This is a genomic window from Paraburkholderia sp. BR10937, assembly GCF_040965695.1.
Lineage (GTDB): Bacteria > Pseudomonadota > Gammaproteobacteria > Burkholderiales > Burkholderiaceae > Paraburkholderia.
In genome coordinates this window covers 17,645-34,113 of the sequence record NZ_JBFRCL010000052.1, presented here as the reverse complement: position 1 = coordinate 34,113, position 16,469 = coordinate 17,645, and the positions used below count along the sequence as shown (strand labels likewise).

Below are 16,469 nucleotides of genomic sequence, written 5' to 3'. Positions count from 1 at the left end.
CGCATGTCAGAGATCAAGAACTACACGCTCAACTTCGGCCCGCAGCACCCGGCAGCGCACGGTGTGCTGCGTCTCGTGCTCGAGCTCGACGGCGAAGTGATCCAGCGCGCCGATCCGCACATCGGCCTGCTGCATCGCGCGACCGAAAAGCTCGCCGAGAACAAGACGTTCATCCAGTCGGTGCCGTACATGGACCGTCTCGACTACGTGTCGATGATGGTCAACGAGCACGGCTATGTGCTCGCCATCGAAAAGCTGCTCGGCATTGAAGTGCCGATCCGCGCGAAGTACATCCGTGTGCTGTTCGACGAAGTCACGCGCGTGCTGAACCACCTCATGTGGATCGGCTCGCACGCGCTCGACGTCGGCGCGATGGCGGTGTTCCTCTACGCGTTCCGCGAGCGCGAAGACCTGATGGACGTCTACGAGGCGGTCTCGGGTGCGCGCATGCACGCGGCTTACTACCGTCCGGGCGGCGTGTACCGCGATCTGCCTGACGCAATGCCGCAATACAAAGCGTCGAAGATCCACAACGAAAAGGCGCTCGCCCGCATGAACGAGGCGCGCCAGGGCTCGGTGCTGGACTTCATCGACGACTTCTTTACGCGCTTCCCCGGTTGCGTCGACGAGTACGAAACGCTCCTCACCGACAACCGTATCTGGAAGCAGCGTCTGGTCGGCATCGGCGTGGTGAGCCCCGAGCGCGCCATGCAGCTCGGCCTCACGGGCGCGATGCTGCGCGGTTCGGGCATCGAGTGGGACCTGCGCAAGAAGCAGCCGTACGAAGTCTACGACCAGATGGACTTCGACATTCCGGTGGGCGTGAACGGCGACTGCTACGACCGCTATCTCGTGCGCGTCGAAGAAATGCGCCAGTCCACGCGCATTGCGAAACAGTGCATTGAGTGGCTGCGCAAGAATCCCGGCCCCGTGATGATCGACAATCACAAGGTTGCACCGCCTTCGCGCGTGAACATGAAGTCGAACATGGAAGAGCTGATTCACCACTTCAAGCTCTTCACGGAAGGCTTCCACGTGCCCGAAGGCGAGGCATACGCTGCCGTCGAACATCCGAAGGGTGAATTCGGCATCTACCTGGTGTCAGATGGCGCGAACAAGCCGTATCGTCTGAAGATCCGTGCGCCGGGTTATGCCCACCTGTCCGCGCTCGATGAAATGGCGCGCGGCCACATGATTGCCGACGCGGTCACGATCATCGGCACGCAGGACATCGTGTTCGGTGAAATCGACCGCTAGGGCGGCGCGCAGTAAGGTACGCCCGGTCCCGGGCGCACGCAGCATGGAACGCCACGTCTGTCGCAGCGAATGTATGAGAACGCGCGGCAGGTTTTCGTTCGGTAGGAATTGAAAGAGTCGTGTCTGAAAATGATCTCAGCTGAAGGCCTGAAAGAAATCGATCGCGCGTTGACGAAGTACCCCGCCGATCAGCGACAGTCCGCCGTGATGGCGGCTTTGGCCGTTGCTCAGGAAGAGCACGGCTGGCTGTCTCCCGAAATCATGCAGTACGTGGCCGACTACATCGGCATGCCGCCTGTCGCGGTGCAGGAAGTCGCCACGTTCTACACGATGTTCGAGACCAGGCCGGTCGGCAAGCACAAGATCACGCTCTGCACGAATCTGCCGTGCCAGCTCGGCCCGGATGGCGGCTCGGAGAGCGCCGCCGAATACCTGAAGCAGAAGCTCGGAATCGACTTCGGCGAAACCACGCCCGACGGCAAGTTCACCTTGAAAGAAGGTGAGTGCATGGGCGCGTGCGGCGATGCGCCGGTGATGCTCCTGAACAATCACCGCATGTGCAGCTTCATGAGCCGCGAGAAGATCGACCAGCTGCTCGAGGAGCTTTCGAAATGACTTCGTTGCACGACCGTCACATCAAACCGCTGATTCTCGCGGGCCTCAACGGCGAGAACTGGCATCTCGAAGACTACGTCGCGCGCGGCGGCTACAAGCAGCTGCGCCGTATTCTCGAAGAAAAGATTCCGCCCGAGCAGGTGATCGCCGACGTGAAGGCGAGCGGTCTGCGCGGCCGCGGCGGCGCGGGCTTCCCGACCGGCCTGAAGTGGAGCTTCATGCCGCGTCAGTTCCCGGGGCAGAAGTATCTCGTCTGCAACTCGGACGAGGGCGAGCCTGGCACGTTCAAGGACCGCGACATCCTGCGCTGGAATCCGCATAGCGTGATCGAAGGCATGGCCATCGGCGCGTACGCGATGGGCATCACCGTGGGCTACAACTACATCCACGGCGAGATTTTCGAGGTGTACCGCCGCTTCGAGGCTGCGCTGGAAGAAGCGCGCCAGGCGGGCTATCTCGGCGACAACATTCTCGGCACGGACTTCTCGTTCCAGTTGCACGCGCACCATGGCTATGGCGCGTACATCTGCGGCGAGGAAACCGCGCTGCTCGAGTCGCTCGAAGGCAAGAAGGGCCAGCCGCGCTTCAAGCCGCCGTTCCCGGCGAGCTTCGGCGTGTACGGCAAGCCGACCACGATCAACAACACCGAGACGTTCGCAGCCGTCCCGTTCCTGTTGAGCGTCGGTCCGCAGACGTACATGGAACTCGGCAAGCCGAACAACGGCGGCACGAAGATCTTCTCGATTTCGGGCGACGTGGAGCGTCCGGGCAACTACGAAATCCCGCTCGGCACTCCGTTCGCGAAGCTCATGGAGCTGGCCGGCGGCGTGCGCGGCGGCAAGAAGCTGAAGGCCGTGATTCCGGGCGGCTCGTCGGCGCCGGTCATTCCGGGCGACCTGATGATGCAGACCGACATGGACTATGACTCCATCGCCAAGCAGGGCTCGATGCTCGGCTCGGGCGCCGTCATCGTCATGGACGAAACACGCTGCATGGTGCGCTCGCTGCTGCGCCTCTCGTACTTCTATTACGAAGAGTCGTGCGGCCAGTGCACGCCGTGCCGCGAAGGCACGGGCTGGCTGTATCGCGTGGTGAACCGTATCGAGCACGGCGAAGGCCGCCAGGAAGACCTGGACCTGCTGAACTCGGTGGCGGGCAACATCATGGGCCGCACGATCTGCGCGCTCGGCGACGCGGCGGCCATGCCGGTGCGCGGCATGCTCAAGCATTACTGGGACGAATTCGAATATCACGTGCACAACAAGCGTTGTCTCGTCGGCGGTCATGCCGGCTCGCACGCGGCCTCGGAGACGGTGGCCGCCTGACAGGCGAAGAGACAGCATGTTGTGCGCGAACCGCGTAGCACGACGCAACGGCGCAGTGACGGGGAATGCCGCTGTGAAATTGAGCGGTAACAGGTTAGGGACGATTAACCATCATGGTTGAACTTGAAATAGACGGCAAGAAGGTGCAGGTGCCCGAGGGCAGCATGGTGATCCAGGCTGCTCAGCGCGTGGACACGTACATCCCGCACTTCTGCTATCACAAGAAGCTCTCCATCGCGGCCAACTGCCGGATGTGTCTCGTCGATGTCGAGAAGATGCCGAAGGCCGTGCCCGCGTGCGCGACGCCGGTGTCGCAAGGCATGGTCGTGCGCACCATGTCGGACAAGGCCGTGCAGGGTCAGCAAGCCGTGATGGAATTCCTGCTGATCAACCATCCGCTCGACTGCCCGATCTGCGATCAGGGCGGTGAATGCCAGCTTCAGGATCTGGCCGTCGGTTACGGCAAGTCCGCCTCGCGCTACAGCGAAGAAAAGCGCGTGGTGTTCCACAAGAACGTCGGTCCGCTCATCTCGATGGAAGAGATGTCGCGCTGCATCCACTGCACGCGCTGCGTGCGCTTCGGCGACGAAATCGCCGGCGTGATGGAACTCGGCATGCTCGGCCGCGGCGAGCACTCGGAAATCACCTCGTTCGTCGGCAAGACGGTCGACTCGGAACTCTCGGGCAACATGATCGACCTGTGCCCGGTCGGCGCGCTCACGAGCAAGCCGTTCCGCTTCTCGGCGCGGACGTGGGAACTGTCGCGCCGCAAGTCGGTGAGCCCGCACGACGCAACGGGTGCGAACCTCGTCGTGCAGGTGAAGAACAACCGCGTGATGCGCGTGCTGCCGTTCGAGAACGAAGCCATCAACGAGTGCTGGATCTCGGACAAGGACCGCTTCTCGTACGAAGGCCTGAACAGCGAAGACCGTCTCACGCGCCCGATGATCAAGCAGGGCGGCGAGTGGATCGAGACCGACTGGCAGACCGCGCTCGAATACGTCGTGAAGGGCATCAAGGGCATTTGCGACGAGCACGGCGAGAACCAGCTCGCGCTGCTCGCGAGCCCGCACAGCACGCTCGAAGAACTCTATCTCGCGAAGCAGTTCGCGGATGCGATCGGCACGCCGAACGTCGACTTCCGCCTGCGCCAGAGCGACTTCTCGGCGCCGCTCGAAGGCGCGCCGTGGCTCGGCACGAAGATCGCCGAACTCTCGTATGCCGATTCGGCGTTCGTGATCGGCTCGTTCCTGCGCCGCGACCACGCGCTGTTCGCCGCGCGTCTGCGCCAGGCAGCGAAGGGCGGTGCACAGGTCAGCTTCCTGCAGGCCACCGCTGACGGCTCGCTGATCCCGAACGCGCAGCGCATCGTCGCCGCGCCCTCGGCATGGCTCGACGAACTCGCTTCGATCGCGGCGGCTGTCGCCGAAGCGAAGGGCGTTGCGGTGCCGGAAGGCTTCGCAGGCGCACAGGCCACGCAAGCCGCGAAGCAGGTCGCCGCGTCGCTGGCGAACGGCGAGCGCCGCTACGTGCTGCTCGGCAACGCCGCGGTCCAGCATCCGGAGTTCTCGCGCCTGCACGCCGCGGCGCAGTTCATCGCCGAAACGACGGGCGCGACGCTTGGCTTCCTCACGGAAGCGGCCAACACGGTCGGCGCGCATATCGCCGGCGTGCTGCCGGGCCGCGACGGCCTGAACGCACGCGAAGCGTTCGAGCAGCCGCGCAAGGGCTATCTGCTCTTCAACGTCGAGCCGGAATTCGATACGGCCAACCCGGCCGCCGCGCGCGCCGCGCTCGCGCAGGCCGAAATGGTCGCCGTGTTCTCGCCGTACAAGACGGGCCTCGACTACGCAGACGTACTGCTGCCCATCGCGCCGTACACGGAAACGTCGGGCACCTTCATCAACGCAGAAGGTACGTCCCAGACCTTCAACGGCGTCGTGCGCCCGCTCGGCGACACGCGTCCGGCATGGAAGGTCCTGCGCGTGCTCGGCACGCTGCTGGGCGCCAAGGGTTTCGAATACGACACCGCCGAAGAAGTGCGCCGCAAGGCGATGGGCGACGGCAGCTTCGAAGGCCGTCTGTCGAACAAGGCCGGCGCCACGATTGCACGCGGCAGCCTCGCGAAGGCCGCGGAAGGCCGCTTCGAGCGCATCGCCGACGTGCCGATCTACCACGCCGATCAAATCGTGCGCCGCGGAGAGGCGCTGCAGCTCACCATGGCTGCCCGCGTGGCGAACGCGATCGGTCTGCCGGCGGCATACTTCGACCAGCTCGGCCTGAAGGAAGGCGACGCCGTGCGCGTGCGCCAGGGCGATCTGTCGGTGACGGCGCCTGCGACGCGCGATGCGAATCTTGCGCCGACGGTGGTGCGCGTGTCGGCGGCGACGCCGGCCGGTGCGCAACTCGGCAGCCTGTTCGGTGAACTGCTGGTGGAGAAGGCGTAAATGAGCTTGTTCGATACGATCAATGCAGGCGGCAGCCAGCTGCTCGGCGTGGCATGGCCCACCGTCTGGGCGCTGGTGCGCATTCTCGTCGTCGCAGTGGTGATCCTGCTGTGCGTGGCGTACCTGATCCTCTGGGAGCGCAAGCTGATCGGCTGGATGCACGTGCGTCTCGGCCCGAACCGCGTCGGTCCCGCAGGTCTGTTGCAGCCGATCGCCGACGTGCTGAAGCTGCTGCTCAAGGAAGTGATTCAGCCTGCGCAGGCAAGCCGCTGGATCTACATGGTCGCGCCGATCATGGTGGTGGTGCCGGCGTTCGCTGTCTGGGCGGTGATTCCGTTCCAGGCGGGCGCGGTGCTCGGCGACATCAACGCGGGCCTGCTCTACGCGATGGCGATCTCTTCGATCGGCGTGTACGGCGTGATTCTGGCGGGCTGGGCGTCGAACTCGAAGTACGCGTTCCTCGGCGCCATGCGTGCCGCGGCGCAGATGGTTTCGTACGAAATTTCGATGGGCTTCGCGCTCGTCGTCGTGCTGATGGTGTCGGGCAGCCTGAACCTCTCGGTGATCGTCGAAGGCCAGATGCGCGGCATGTTCGCGAACTGGGGCATCACGTTCCTCTCGTGGAACTGGCTGCCGCTGCTGCCGATGTTCGTCGTCTACTTCATCTCGGGCATTGCCGAAACGAACCGTCACCCGTTCGACGTGGTGGAAGGGGAGTCGGAAATCGTCGCGGGTCACATGATCGATTACTCGGGGATGGCGTTCGCGCTGTTCTTCCTCGCCGAATACATCAACATGATCGTGATCTCGGCGCTCGCCTCGGTGCTGTTCCTCGGCGGCTGGAGCGCCCCGTTCGCGTTCCTCGACTTCATCCCGGGCGTGTTCTGGCTGGTGCTGAAGGTCTTCTGCCTGTTGTCGGTCTTCATCTGGGCCCGCGCGACGTTCCCGCGCTATCGCTATGACCAGATCATGCGTCTCGGCTGGAAGGTGTTCATTCCGGTGTGCATCGTGTGGCTGATCGTGGTCGGCTTCTGGTACATGTCGCCGTTGAGCATCTGGAAATAAGGGGCGAACACAACCATGAACGCTATCCAAAACTTCTTCAAGACGTTTTTCCTGACCGAACTGCTCAAGGGGCTCGCGCTGACGGGGCGTTACGCCTTCAAGCGCAAGTTCACCGTGCAGTTCCCGGAAGAAAAGACGCCTATGTCCCCGCGTTTTCGAGGCTTGCACGCGCTGCGCCGCTATGAAAATGGCGAAGAGCGCTGCATCGCGTGCAAGCTGTGCGAGGCCGTGTGCCCCGCGCTCGCGATCACGATCGAATCGGAAGTGCGCGAGGACAACACGCGTCGCACGACGCGTTACGACATCGACCTGACCAAGTGCATCTTCTGCGGTTTCTGCGAAGAGAGCTGCCCGGTCGACTCGATCGTCGAAACGCACATTCTCGAGTACCACGGCGAGAAGCGCGGCGATCTGTATTTCACGAAGGATATGCTGCTGGCCGTTGGCGATCGCTATGAAGCGCAGATCGCGGCGAACAAGGCAGCGGATGCACCGTACCGTTGATCTTTCAGTTTGACGCTGCATCGGCCCGCGGTTCGGGCCGGCTGTGGGGAGCGCGTGTGCCGAACGCCCGCGCGATACCGCAGCCTGACCGCCGCGGCGCGACGCTACCTGGTCTGGCCGCCAGTCTGCGCCGCGCAATCCGCCTCACGAAGGCCTCAACGATGAACCAGTAATCATGGAATTCACGACCGTCCTGTTCTACATCTTCGCGCTGCTGCTCACGCTGTCAGGGCTGAAGGTGATCACTTCGCGCAATCCTGTCGCGTCTGCGCTCTTCCTCGTGCTCGCGTTCTTCAACGCGGCCGCGATCTGGATGCTGCTCGAGGCCGAATTCCTCGCGATCCTGCTGGTGCTCGTCTACGTGGGCGCGGTGATGGTGCTGTTCCTGTTCGTGGTGATGATGCTGGACATCAACATCGACGTGCTGAGCCGCGACTTCAAGCGCTTCATTCCGGTGGCGACCATCGTGGGCGCGATCATCGTGGTCGAAACCGCGCTGATCCTGTGGCACGGCTTCGGCGCGACGAGCACGCCGGTGCCCGATACCACGCCGGCCGCCGCCGCCGCGATCTCGAACGCGCACCTGATCGGCAAGATCATCTACACCGACTACATCTTCGCCTTCGAAGTCGCCGGCCTCGTGCTGCTGGTGGCGATCGTCGCGGCTATCGCGCTCACGGTGCGCGAGCCGAAGGACTCGAAGCGTCAGGACGTGTCGAAGCAGGTCAACGTGCGTCGCCAGGACCGCGTGCGCCTCGTGAAGATGCAGGCCGTCGTGGAAGTGCCGGAGCCGGCGGAACCGGCGCAAGCCGAAGCCGGGGCTGCGCCTGCGGCCGGTGCCGCGCCGGCCGCACCGGCAACGAAGAGCTAAGCGCGAAGGAGCGAACCATGCTGACACTGGCCCATTACCTCGTCCTCGGCGCGATCCTTTTTGCGATCTCGATCGTCGGAATCTTTTTGAATCGGCGCAACGTCATCATCATCCTGATGGCGATTGAGCTGATGCTGTTAGCGGTGAACACGAATTTCGTCGCGTTCTCGCATTACCTCGGTGACGTTCACGGACAGATTTTCGTGTTCTTCGTGCTTACAGTTGCGGCGGCGGAAGCTGCAATTGGTCTGGCTATTCTTGTGACCCTGTTCCGCAGCCTCGACACGATCAATGTCGAGGATCTCGATCAGCTCAAAGGCTAAGGCAGGCTGACTTTATGGCAACGACTCTCAACGAAACTCTTCTGCTGGCGATCCCGCTGGCTCCTCTCGCCGGTTCCCTGATTGCCGGTCTCTTTGGCAAAACGATCGGGCGCGCGGGCGCGCATACGGTGACCATTCTTGGCGTCGCGGTCGCGTTCGTGCTTTCGTGCATCACGCTCCTCGACGTGATGGGCGGCGCGAGCTTCAACGCGACGGTCTACGAATGGATGTCGGTTGGCACCCTGAAGTTCGAAGTCGGCTTCCTCATCGACTCGCTGACTGCGCTCATGATGGTCGTCGTGACCTTCGTGTCGCTGATGGTGCACATCTACACGATCGGCTACATGGCGGAAGAAGAGGGCTACCAGCGCTTCTTTTCGTACATCGCGCTCTTCACGTTCTCGATGCTGATGCTCGTGATGAGCAACAACTTCCTGCAGCTGTTCTTCGGCTGGGAAGCGGTGGGTCTCGTCTCGTACCTGCTGATCGGCTTCTACTTCAAGCGTGAAAGCGCCATCTACGCGAACATGAAGGCGTTCCTCGTGAACCGCGTGGGCGACTTCGGCTTCCTGCTCGGCATTGGCCTGTTGCTCGCGTTCGGCGGCTCGCTGAACTACAACGACATCTTCGCGAAGGGTCATGAAATCGCCGCGCTGACGTTCCCGGGCACCTCGTGGAACCTGCTCACCGTCGCGTGTATCTGCCTGTTCATCGGCGCAATGGGCAAGTCGGCCCAGTTCCCGCTGCATGTCTGGCTCCCGGACTCGATGGAAGGCCCGACGCCGATCTCCGCGCTGATTCACGCGGCAACCATGGTGACGGCCGGTATCTTCATGGTCGCGCGCATGTCGCCGCTGTTCGAACTGTCGGAAGCCGCGCTGTCGTTCATCGTCGTGATCGGCGCCATTACCGCGCTCTTCATGGGCTTCCTCGGGGTGGTCCAGAACGACATCAAGCGTGTGGTGGCTTACTCCACGCTCTCGCAGCTCGGCTACATGACGGTGGCGCTCGGCGTCTCGGCTTACCCGGTCGCGATCTTCCACCTGATGACGCACGCGTTCTTCAAGGCGCTGCTGTTCCTCGGCGCGGGCTCGGTCATCATCGGCATGCATCACGATCAGGACATGCGCAACATGGGCGGCCTGCGCAAGTACATGCCCATCACGTGGATCACCTCGCTCGTCGGTTCGCTCGCGCTGATCGGCACGCCGTTCTTCTCGGGCTTCTACTCGAAGGATTCGATCATCGACGCCGTGAAGCTCTCGCACCTGCCGGGTTCGGGCTTCGCGTACTTCGCAGTGGTCGCGAGCGTGTTCGTCACGGCGCTGTACTCGTTCCGTATGTACTTCCTCGTGTTCCACGGTGAAGAACGCTTCCGCGGTCCGAAGCATCCGGAATCGCCGATGGCGATCGAAGCCGCGAATGCCGCCCACAGCGGTCACGGCGATCATGGCCACGGTCACGACGAACACCACGTGCACGTGCCGCACGAGTCGCCGTGGGTCATCTGGGTGCCGCTCGTTCTGCTCGCGATCCCCTCGGTGATCGCCGGCGCGTTCGCGATCCAGCCGCTGCTCTTCGGTGACTTCTTCTCGCATGGCGTGGCGTTCCAGAACGTCATCTTCGTCGGCGAGAACCACGAAGCGCTCGCGGAGATGGGCAAGGAATTCCAGGGCTGGGCCGCGATGGGCGCGCATGCGTTCTCGGGGCTGCCGGTGTGGCTCGCACTCGCGGGTGTGGTGGTGGCGTGGTTCTTCTACATGAAGCGCCCGGAACTGCCGGCCGTCGTGTCGCGCACTTTCTCGCCGGTCTACAAGCTGCTGGCAAACGCGTATTACCTCGACAAGATCAACGAAATCGTCTTCGCTCGCGGAGCAGTCGCGATCGGTCGCGGTCTGTGGAAGGAGGGCGATGTCGTCGTGATCGACGGCGTCGTAAACGGGAGCGCCAAGTTTATCGGCTGGTTTGCAACTGTCATTCGTTTCCTGCAATCCGGCTATATCTACCACTACGCATTTGCCATGATCATCGGCATGCTTGGCCTCCTTACCCTGTTTGTAACGCTTGGCGGCAAATAAGGCAAAATAAGGCGAGGAAACGCATGCACGCAACTCCGATTCTCAGTATTGCGATATGGATGCCGATCGTATTCGGCATCATCGTTCTTGTAGTGGGTTCCCGTCGGAACCCGAGTGCGGACCGCTGGCTCGCACTCATCGGTTCGGTGCTTAGTTTCCTCGTCACCCTTCCGCTCGTTGCGGGCTTCGACACGAGCACGGCTTCCCTGCAGTTCGAGGAGAAGTCGGTCTGGATCGAGCGGTTCAATATTGCGTATCACCTGGGCGTCGATGGCATCGCGCTGTGGTTCGTCGTGCTGACGGCGCTCATCACCGTGATCGTCGTGATCGCGGGCTGGCAGGTCATCACGAAGAACGTCGCGCAGTATTACGCGTCGTTCCTCATCCTGTCGGGCATCATGATCGGCGTTTTCTGCGCTGCCGACGGTCTGCTGTTCTACGTGTTCTTCGAAGCCACGCTCATTCCGATGTACATCATCATCGGCGTGTGGGGCGGCCCGAACCGCGTGTACGCAGCGTTCAAGTTCTTTCTCTACACGCTGGCCGGCTCGCTGCTCATGCTGGTCGCGTTGCTGTACCTGTACCGCATTACCGGGACCTTCGACCTCGCCACCTGGCAGGCCGCGAAGATCGCCATGACGCCGCAGATCCTGCTGTTCATCGCGTTCTTCTTCGCGTTCGCCGTCAAGGTGCCGATGTGGCCGGTTCACACGTGGTTGCCGGACGCGCACGTCGAAGCGCCCACGGGCGGCTCGGTCGTGCTGGCCGCGATCATGCTCAAGCTCGGCGCGTACGGTTTCCTGCGTTTCTCGCTGCCGGTCACGCCCGACGCGAGCCACTACCTGGCGCCGGTCATCATCACGCTGTCGCTGATCGCCGTGATCTACATCGGCCTCGTGGCGATGGTGCAGGCGGACATGAAGAAGCTGGTCGCGTACTCGTCGATTGCCCACATGGGCTTCGTCACGCTCGGCTTCTTTATGTTCGGCGAATCGAGCCAGCTCGCGATGGAAGGCGGGATCATCCAGATGATCTCGCACGGTTTCGTCTCGGGCGCCATGTTCCTGTGCATCGGCGTGCTGTATGACCGCATGCACACACGCGATATCGCGGATTACGGCGGTGTGGTCAACACCATGCCGAAGTTCGCGGCGCTGGCCATGCTGTTCGCGATGGCCAACTGCGGCCTGCCGGGCACCTCGGGATTCGTCGGCGAATTCATGGTGATTCTGGCGGCAGTGAAGTTCAACTTCTGGATCGCATTCGGGGCGGCGTTCACGCTGATCCTGGGCGCGGCCTATACGTTGTGGATGTACAAGCGGGTGTACTTCGGCGCCGTTGCGAACGACCATGTTCGCGAGCTGAAGGACATCAACGGTCGCGAATACTTCATCCTTGGGGTGCTCGCACTGTTTACGCTTTTCATGGGCGTCTACCCGAAGCCCTTTACCGATGTGATGCACGTTTCCGTGGAAAACCTCCTCTCCCACGTCGCAGTGTCGAAACTGCCGCTGTCACAGTAATACCCGAGCGGAGGAACAAAAGATCATGCCAAACGCCCCTATGTACGCTCTGCTGCCCGACGGCCTGGTGATGACCGGCCTCGTCGTCGCGTGGCTCAACGACACGTTCACCGGTCCTGAAGGCCGGCGCACGACCTACTTCATCGCGCTGCTGACCACGGTCATAGCCGGTATCTGGTTCGCGGTGGACGCGTTCGATCCGCACGTGTACTACTACTTCACGCGCATGTACGTGGTCGATCCGTTCGCGAGCGCCATGAAGGCGGTGGTCACGCTCGGCTACGCCGTGTCGATCGTGTACTCGCGCAAGTACCTCGAAGACCGCGACATGTTCCGGGGCGAGTTCTTCCTGCTTGGCCTGTTCTCGCTGCTCGGCCAGATCACGATGATCTCCGGCAACAACTTCCTCACGCTGTACCTCGGCCTCGAGCTGATGTCGCTCTCGCTCTACGCGGTCATCGCCCTGCGTCGTAACGCGGCGCAGTCGAACGAAGCGGCCATGAAGTACTACGTGCTGGGCGCGCTCGCTTCGGGCTTCCTGCTCTACGGCATCTCGATGCTGTACGGCGCGACCGGCTCGCTCGAGCTGAACGAAGTGTTCAAGGCCGTGGCTTCGGGCCACATCAACGATATCGTCCTGCTGTTCGGCGTGGTGTTCATCGTCGCCGGCGTGGCGTTCAAGATGGGCGCGGTGCCGTTCCACATGTGGGTGCCCGACGTCTATCAAGGCGCGCCTACGGCCATGACGCTGCTTACCGGCGGCGGCCCGAAGGTCGCGGCATTCGCCTGGGCCGTGCGCTTCCTCGTGATGGGCCTGCTGCCGCTGGCTGTGGACTGGCAGGAGATGCTGATCATCCTCGCCGCACTCTCGATGATCGTCGGCAACATCACGGGTATCGTCCAGCGCAACATCAAGCGCATGCTCGCGTACTCGGCCATTTCGAACATGGGCTTCGTGCTGCTCGGCCTGCTCGCCGGCATCGTCGACAACAAGGCGACGGGCGCGGCCAGCGCGTACAGCTCGGCCATGTTCTACAGCATCGTCTATCTGATCACGACGCTGGGCGCGTTCGGCATCGTCATGCTGCTGTCCCGCCGCGATTTCGAAGCGGAAACGATCGACGACTTCAAGGGCCTGAACCAGCGCAACCCGGTGTTCGCGTTCGTCATGATGCTCATGATGTTCTCGCTCGCGGGCATTCCGCCGACCGTCGGCTTCTACGCGAAGCTCGCCGTGCTCGAAGCGACCATGAACGCGGGCCTCACGTGGCTTGCGGTGCTCGCCGTGATCACGTCGCTGTTCGGCGCGTTCTACTACCTGCGCATCGTCAAGCTGATGTACTTCGACGCACCGCAGGACGATGCACCGATCGAGAGCCACGCATGCAACCGCGCGCTGCTCACGCTCAACGGCGTGGCGGTGCTCGTGCTTGGCATCATTCCTGGCCCGCTGATGTCGATCTGCCTGCAGGCTGTTACGCATACGCTGCCGCTCTAATGTCGGCAGCGGGCTGGTTCATCGTGCTGTTGGCGCTCGCAGGCGCCAACCTGCCGTTCCTCAACCAGCGATTGTTCGGCGTCGTGCCGCTTCGCGCACCGAAGAAGAGTGCGTGGATTCGCATCGCTGAAATGATCGTGCTGTATTTTGTGGTCGGTACGTTTGGCTTCCTGCTGGAGGCGCGCGCCGGCAATCGTTTTGACCAGGGCTGGCAGTTCTACGCGATCACCTTCAGTCTTTTTGTCGTGTTCGCGTTCCCCGGCTTCACCTGGCAATATCTCGTCAAACGCCGCCCGGCGTGAGGCGCGTCGCCGGCCCGCGGCCGGCACGCGTCGTGCGACCCGCAGTCTGGCCTGCAGTCTGGCCGATTTCACTTCAAGCGGCGCGCCCGCGGCTTCCCGATTTTTCTGAGCACCCACGAGGCTGACTATGGCTGAACATTATCAACACGACCCGGCGCTCGCCGAGACGTGCGTGGAAAGCACGACGCTCTACGCCGGCAATTTCCTCACCCTGAAGCGCGACACCGTTGCGCTGCCGGACGGCAAGCACGCCACGCGCGAGTTCGTTCAGCATCCTGGCGCGGTGATGGTCATCCCGCTGTTCGACGACGGCCGCGTGCTGATGGAGCGCCAGTACCGCTATCCGCTCTCGCGCGTGATGACTGAATTCCCGGCTGGCAAGCTCGATCCGCAGGAGGGCGCGCTCGCCTGCGCGATCCGCGAACTGAAGGAAGAGACGGGCTATACGGCACGCGAGTATGTCTATCTGGCGCAGATCCATCCCGTGATCTCGTACTCGACCGAGTTCATCGACATTTACCTCGCACGCGGGCTGACCGCAGGCGCGGCGCAACTCGACGATGGCGAGTTTCTCGAAACCTTCACGGCGACGGTTCCCGAACTGCTCGAATGGGTGCGCACGGGCAAGATCACCGACGTGAAGACAATCGTCGGCACGTTCTGGCTCGAAAAGGCGCTGTCGGGCGCGTGGCCGCTCGCGAAGGCAGAGCAGGGCTGACACGCGCTACGCGGCGCGGCGAATTCCCGATCGACGGCGGCCCTTGTGGCCGCCGTTGTTGCTTTTACGCGCACCCGCAGCAGCATACGCCTCGAAGCACCTTCAGCGCGCCCGCCCGAGCGGCGCTACAATCGAACCCCCGGGAAAGTCCCGGTGGCCGGCCGCAGGAATTTTTGCGAACGGTCGTTCACAAATTTACGATTTGCGCTAAACTCATCGCAAGCCTCGATTCCCCATGAAGGTCCTCGATTTACAGTGTCCAGACGGCCATCGGTTTGAAGGCTGGTTCGCATCGGTTGACGACTTCGAGTCGCAACTGTCCCGCAAGCTGGTCGAATGTCCGATGTGCGGCGCCACCCATGTGACCCGCTTGCCGTCCGCGCCCCGGCTGAACCTGTCCGGCGCGAGCGAAACGCCGAAAGCGTCGCTGCACGAGCAGGCGGCGCAATGGCAGGCGCATGCGATGCGTGTGATCCGCGAGGTCCTCGAGAAGACGGAGAACGTAGGCGACCGTTTCGCCGAGGAGGCGCGGCGCATTCACTACAACGAAGCGCCGTCGCGCAACATCCGTGGAGTCGCCTCCGCGGACGATGCGCAAGCTCTCGTCGAAGAAGGCATCGATGTGATGCCGCTGCCGGTTCCGGCCGCGTTGAAGGGTCCGCTGCAATAACGCCATGCGGGTCTTCGCCGCGGCGCGGGCAACGCCCCGCACCGGCCGCGGCCAGGAGACATTGCGCATGGATCTGGACTATACCCCCGCTGACGACGCATTTCGCGCCGAAATCCGCGCCTGGCTCGAGGCCAATCTGCCTCAAGCAATGCGCGACAAGGTTCTCAACCACAAACGTCTCTCGCGCGACGACATTGCCAACTGGCACAAGCTGCTGGGCAAGAAGGGCTGGTCCGCGCCCGCGTGGCCCGCGGAATGGGGCGGCCCGGGCTGGACCGAAACGCAGCGCCACATCTGGGACGCCGAGTGCGGCCGCATCGGCGCGCCGCCGGTACTGCCGTTCGGCGTGTCGATGGTCGCGCCCGTGCTCATGAAGTACGGCAACGAGGCCCAAAAGCGCCGCTATCTCCCGCGCATCCTTTCCGGTGAAGACTGGTGGTGCCAGGGCTACTCCGAACCGGGCTCGGGCTCCGATCTCGCGTCGTTGCGCACGCGGGCCGTGCGTGAAGGCGATCACTACGTCGTGAACGGCCAGAAGACCTGGACCACGCTCGGCCAGTACGCCGACATGATGTTCTGCCTCGTGCGCACCGATCCTGCGGCCAAGAAGCAGGAGGGCATCTCGTTCCTCCTCATCGACATGAAAACGCCCGGCATCACCGTGCGTCCGATCATCACGCTCGATGAAGACCATGAGGTCAACGAAGTCTTTTTCGAAGACGTGAAGGTGCCGGTCGACAATCTCGTCGGCGACGAGAACCGCGGCTGGACCTACGCGAAGTATCTGCTCGGCCACGAGCGCACCGGCATCGCGCGCGTGGGCGCGTCGAACCGCGAACTCGCGTTCCTCAAGGGCGTCGCGCTCAAGCAGAAGAAGCATGGCAAGCCGCTGCTCGAAGATCCTGTGTTCGCGGCACGCGTGGCCGCCGTCGAAATCGAGCTGATGGCGCTCGAAGTCACGGCCGAGCGTGTGATCGCGAGCGCGTCCAACGGGCGCGGCCCTGGCCCCGAGGCGTCGATGCTCAAGATCAAGGGCACGGAGATCCAGCAGGCGCTGACCGAGCTGATGGTCGACGCGATCGGCCCGCTCGCGGCGCCGTTCGATCCGGCCTTCCTCGAGGGTGAACACGAACACGCGGCCGGCGGCGACGACGACGCGGCCCCGCTCGCGGCGTACTACTTCAACTATCGCAAGACGTCGATCTACGGCGGGTCGAACGAAATTCAGAAGAACATCATCTCGCAGATGATTCTGGGAATTTGAGGAGCGGCG

Annotated in this window: 15 protein-coding genes; all 15 read left to right on the top strand. The window is 62.9% G+C overall.

The annotated features are described in order from the left end of the window. Nucleotides 1-3: 3 nt before the first annotated feature. The 15 genes from AB4Y44_RS32235 to AB4Y44_RS32165 all read left to right on the top strand — a co-directional run bounded on the left by AB4Y44_RS32235 (nucleotide 4) and on the right by AB4Y44_RS32165 (nucleotide 16,460). The gene (locus AB4Y44_RS32235) at nucleotides 4-1,257 is read left to right on the top strand and encodes an NADH-quinone oxidoreductase subunit D (protein WP_342921047.1); all 1,254 of its coding nucleotides are present in this window, start codon (nucleotides 4-6) and stop codon (nucleotides 1,255-1,257) included. Between the two features lie 129 nt (nucleotides 1,258-1,386). Continuing rightward, entirely contained in the window at nucleotides 1,387-1,872 is a 486-nt protein-coding gene (nuoE, locus tag AB4Y44_RS32230; RefSeq protein ID WP_342921048.1) for an NADH-quinone oxidoreductase subunit NuoE, read from the top strand. Beyond that, nucleotides 1,869-3,197, top strand: a complete 1,329-nt coding sequence (nuoF, locus tag AB4Y44_RS32225; protein ID WP_266230547.1) for an NADH-quinone oxidoreductase subunit NuoF — start codon at nucleotides 1,869-1,871, stop codon at nucleotides 3,195-3,197. Before nuoE ends, nuoF begins: the two co-directional genes overlap by 4 nt. Nucleotides 3,198-3,310: 113 nt before the next feature. After that, the gene (nuoG, locus tag AB4Y44_RS32220) at nucleotides 3,311-5,644 is read left to right on the top strand and encodes an NADH-quinone oxidoreductase subunit NuoG (protein ID WP_342921049.1); all 2,334 of its coding nucleotides are present in this window, start codon (nucleotides 3,311-3,313) and stop codon (nucleotides 5,642-5,644) included. Further along, nucleotides 5,645-6,709, top strand: a complete 1,065-nt coding sequence (gene nuoH / locus AB4Y44_RS32215) for an NADH-quinone oxidoreductase subunit NuoH (RefSeq protein ID WP_042271744.1) — start codon at nucleotides 5,645-5,647, stop codon at nucleotides 6,707-6,709. It abuts the gene before it with no gap. A gap of 15 nt (nucleotides 6,710-6,724) precedes the next feature. Further along, the gene (gene nuoI / locus AB4Y44_RS32210) at nucleotides 6,725-7,213 is read left to right on the top strand and encodes an NADH-quinone oxidoreductase subunit NuoI (protein ID WP_254357569.1); all 489 of its coding nucleotides are present in this window, start codon (nucleotides 6,725-6,727) and stop codon (nucleotides 7,211-7,213) included. A 175-nt stretch (nucleotides 7,214-7,388) separates the two neighbouring features. Beyond that, nucleotides 7,389-8,084, top strand: a complete 696-nt coding sequence (locus AB4Y44_RS32205; RefSeq protein WP_342921050.1) for an NADH-quinone oxidoreductase subunit J — start codon at nucleotides 7,389-7,391, stop codon at nucleotides 8,082-8,084. A gap of 17 nt (nucleotides 8,085-8,101) precedes the next feature. Continuing rightward, on the top strand, nucleotides 8,102-8,407 hold the full coding sequence (nuoK, locus tag AB4Y44_RS32200; protein WP_006052894.1) for an NADH-quinone oxidoreductase subunit NuoK: 306 nt from the start codon (nucleotides 8,102-8,104) through the stop codon (nucleotides 8,405-8,407). Nucleotides 8,408-8,421: 14 nt separating this feature from the next. Next, nucleotides 8,422-10,485: an NADH-quinone oxidoreductase subunit L gene (gene nuoL, locus AB4Y44_RS32195; RefSeq protein ID WP_342921051.1), complete on the top strand. Its 2,064-nt coding sequence runs from the start codon at nucleotides 8,422-8,424 to the stop codon at nucleotides 10,483-10,485. Nucleotides 10,486-10,508: 23 nt separating this feature from the next. After that, entirely contained in the window at nucleotides 10,509-12,008 is a 1,500-nt protein-coding gene (locus AB4Y44_RS32190) for an NADH-quinone oxidoreductase subunit M (RefSeq protein ID WP_342921052.1), read from the top strand. 25 nt (nucleotides 12,009-12,033) lie between these two features. Beyond that, nucleotides 12,034-13,506 (top strand): NADH-quinone oxidoreductase subunit NuoN, encoded by a 1,473-nt coding sequence (nuoN, locus tag AB4Y44_RS32185; protein WP_342921053.1) that lies wholly within the window; start codon nucleotides 12,034-12,036, stop codon nucleotides 13,504-13,506. Further along, nucleotides 13,506-13,808: a DUF2818 family protein gene (locus tag AB4Y44_RS32180; RefSeq protein ID WP_028205666.1), complete on the top strand. Its 303-nt coding sequence runs from the start codon at nucleotides 13,506-13,508 to the stop codon at nucleotides 13,806-13,808. Before nuoN ends, AB4Y44_RS32180 begins: the two co-directional genes overlap by 1 nt. Before the next feature lie 127 nt (nucleotides 13,809-13,935). Then, complete coding sequence (locus AB4Y44_RS32175) at nucleotides 13,936-14,526, top strand: NUDIX domain-containing protein (RefSeq protein WP_368701819.1); 591 nt, start codon at nucleotides 13,936-13,938, stop codon at nucleotides 14,524-14,526. 235 nt (nucleotides 14,527-14,761) lie between these two features. Beyond that, nucleotides 14,762-15,196 carry a DUF1178 family protein gene (locus AB4Y44_RS32170; RefSeq protein ID WP_110386796.1) on the top strand — a complete coding sequence of 145 codons (435 nt, stop codon included), beginning with the start codon at nucleotides 14,762-14,764 and terminating at the stop codon, nucleotides 15,194-15,196. Nucleotides 15,197-15,263: 67 nt separating this feature from the next. Next, nucleotides 15,264-16,460 carry an acyl-CoA dehydrogenase family protein gene (locus AB4Y44_RS32165; RefSeq protein WP_342921054.1) on the top strand — a complete coding sequence of 399 codons (1,197 nt, stop codon included), beginning with the start codon at nucleotides 15,264-15,266 and terminating at the stop codon, nucleotides 16,458-16,460. Nucleotides 16,461-16,469 lie beyond the last annotated feature (9 nt).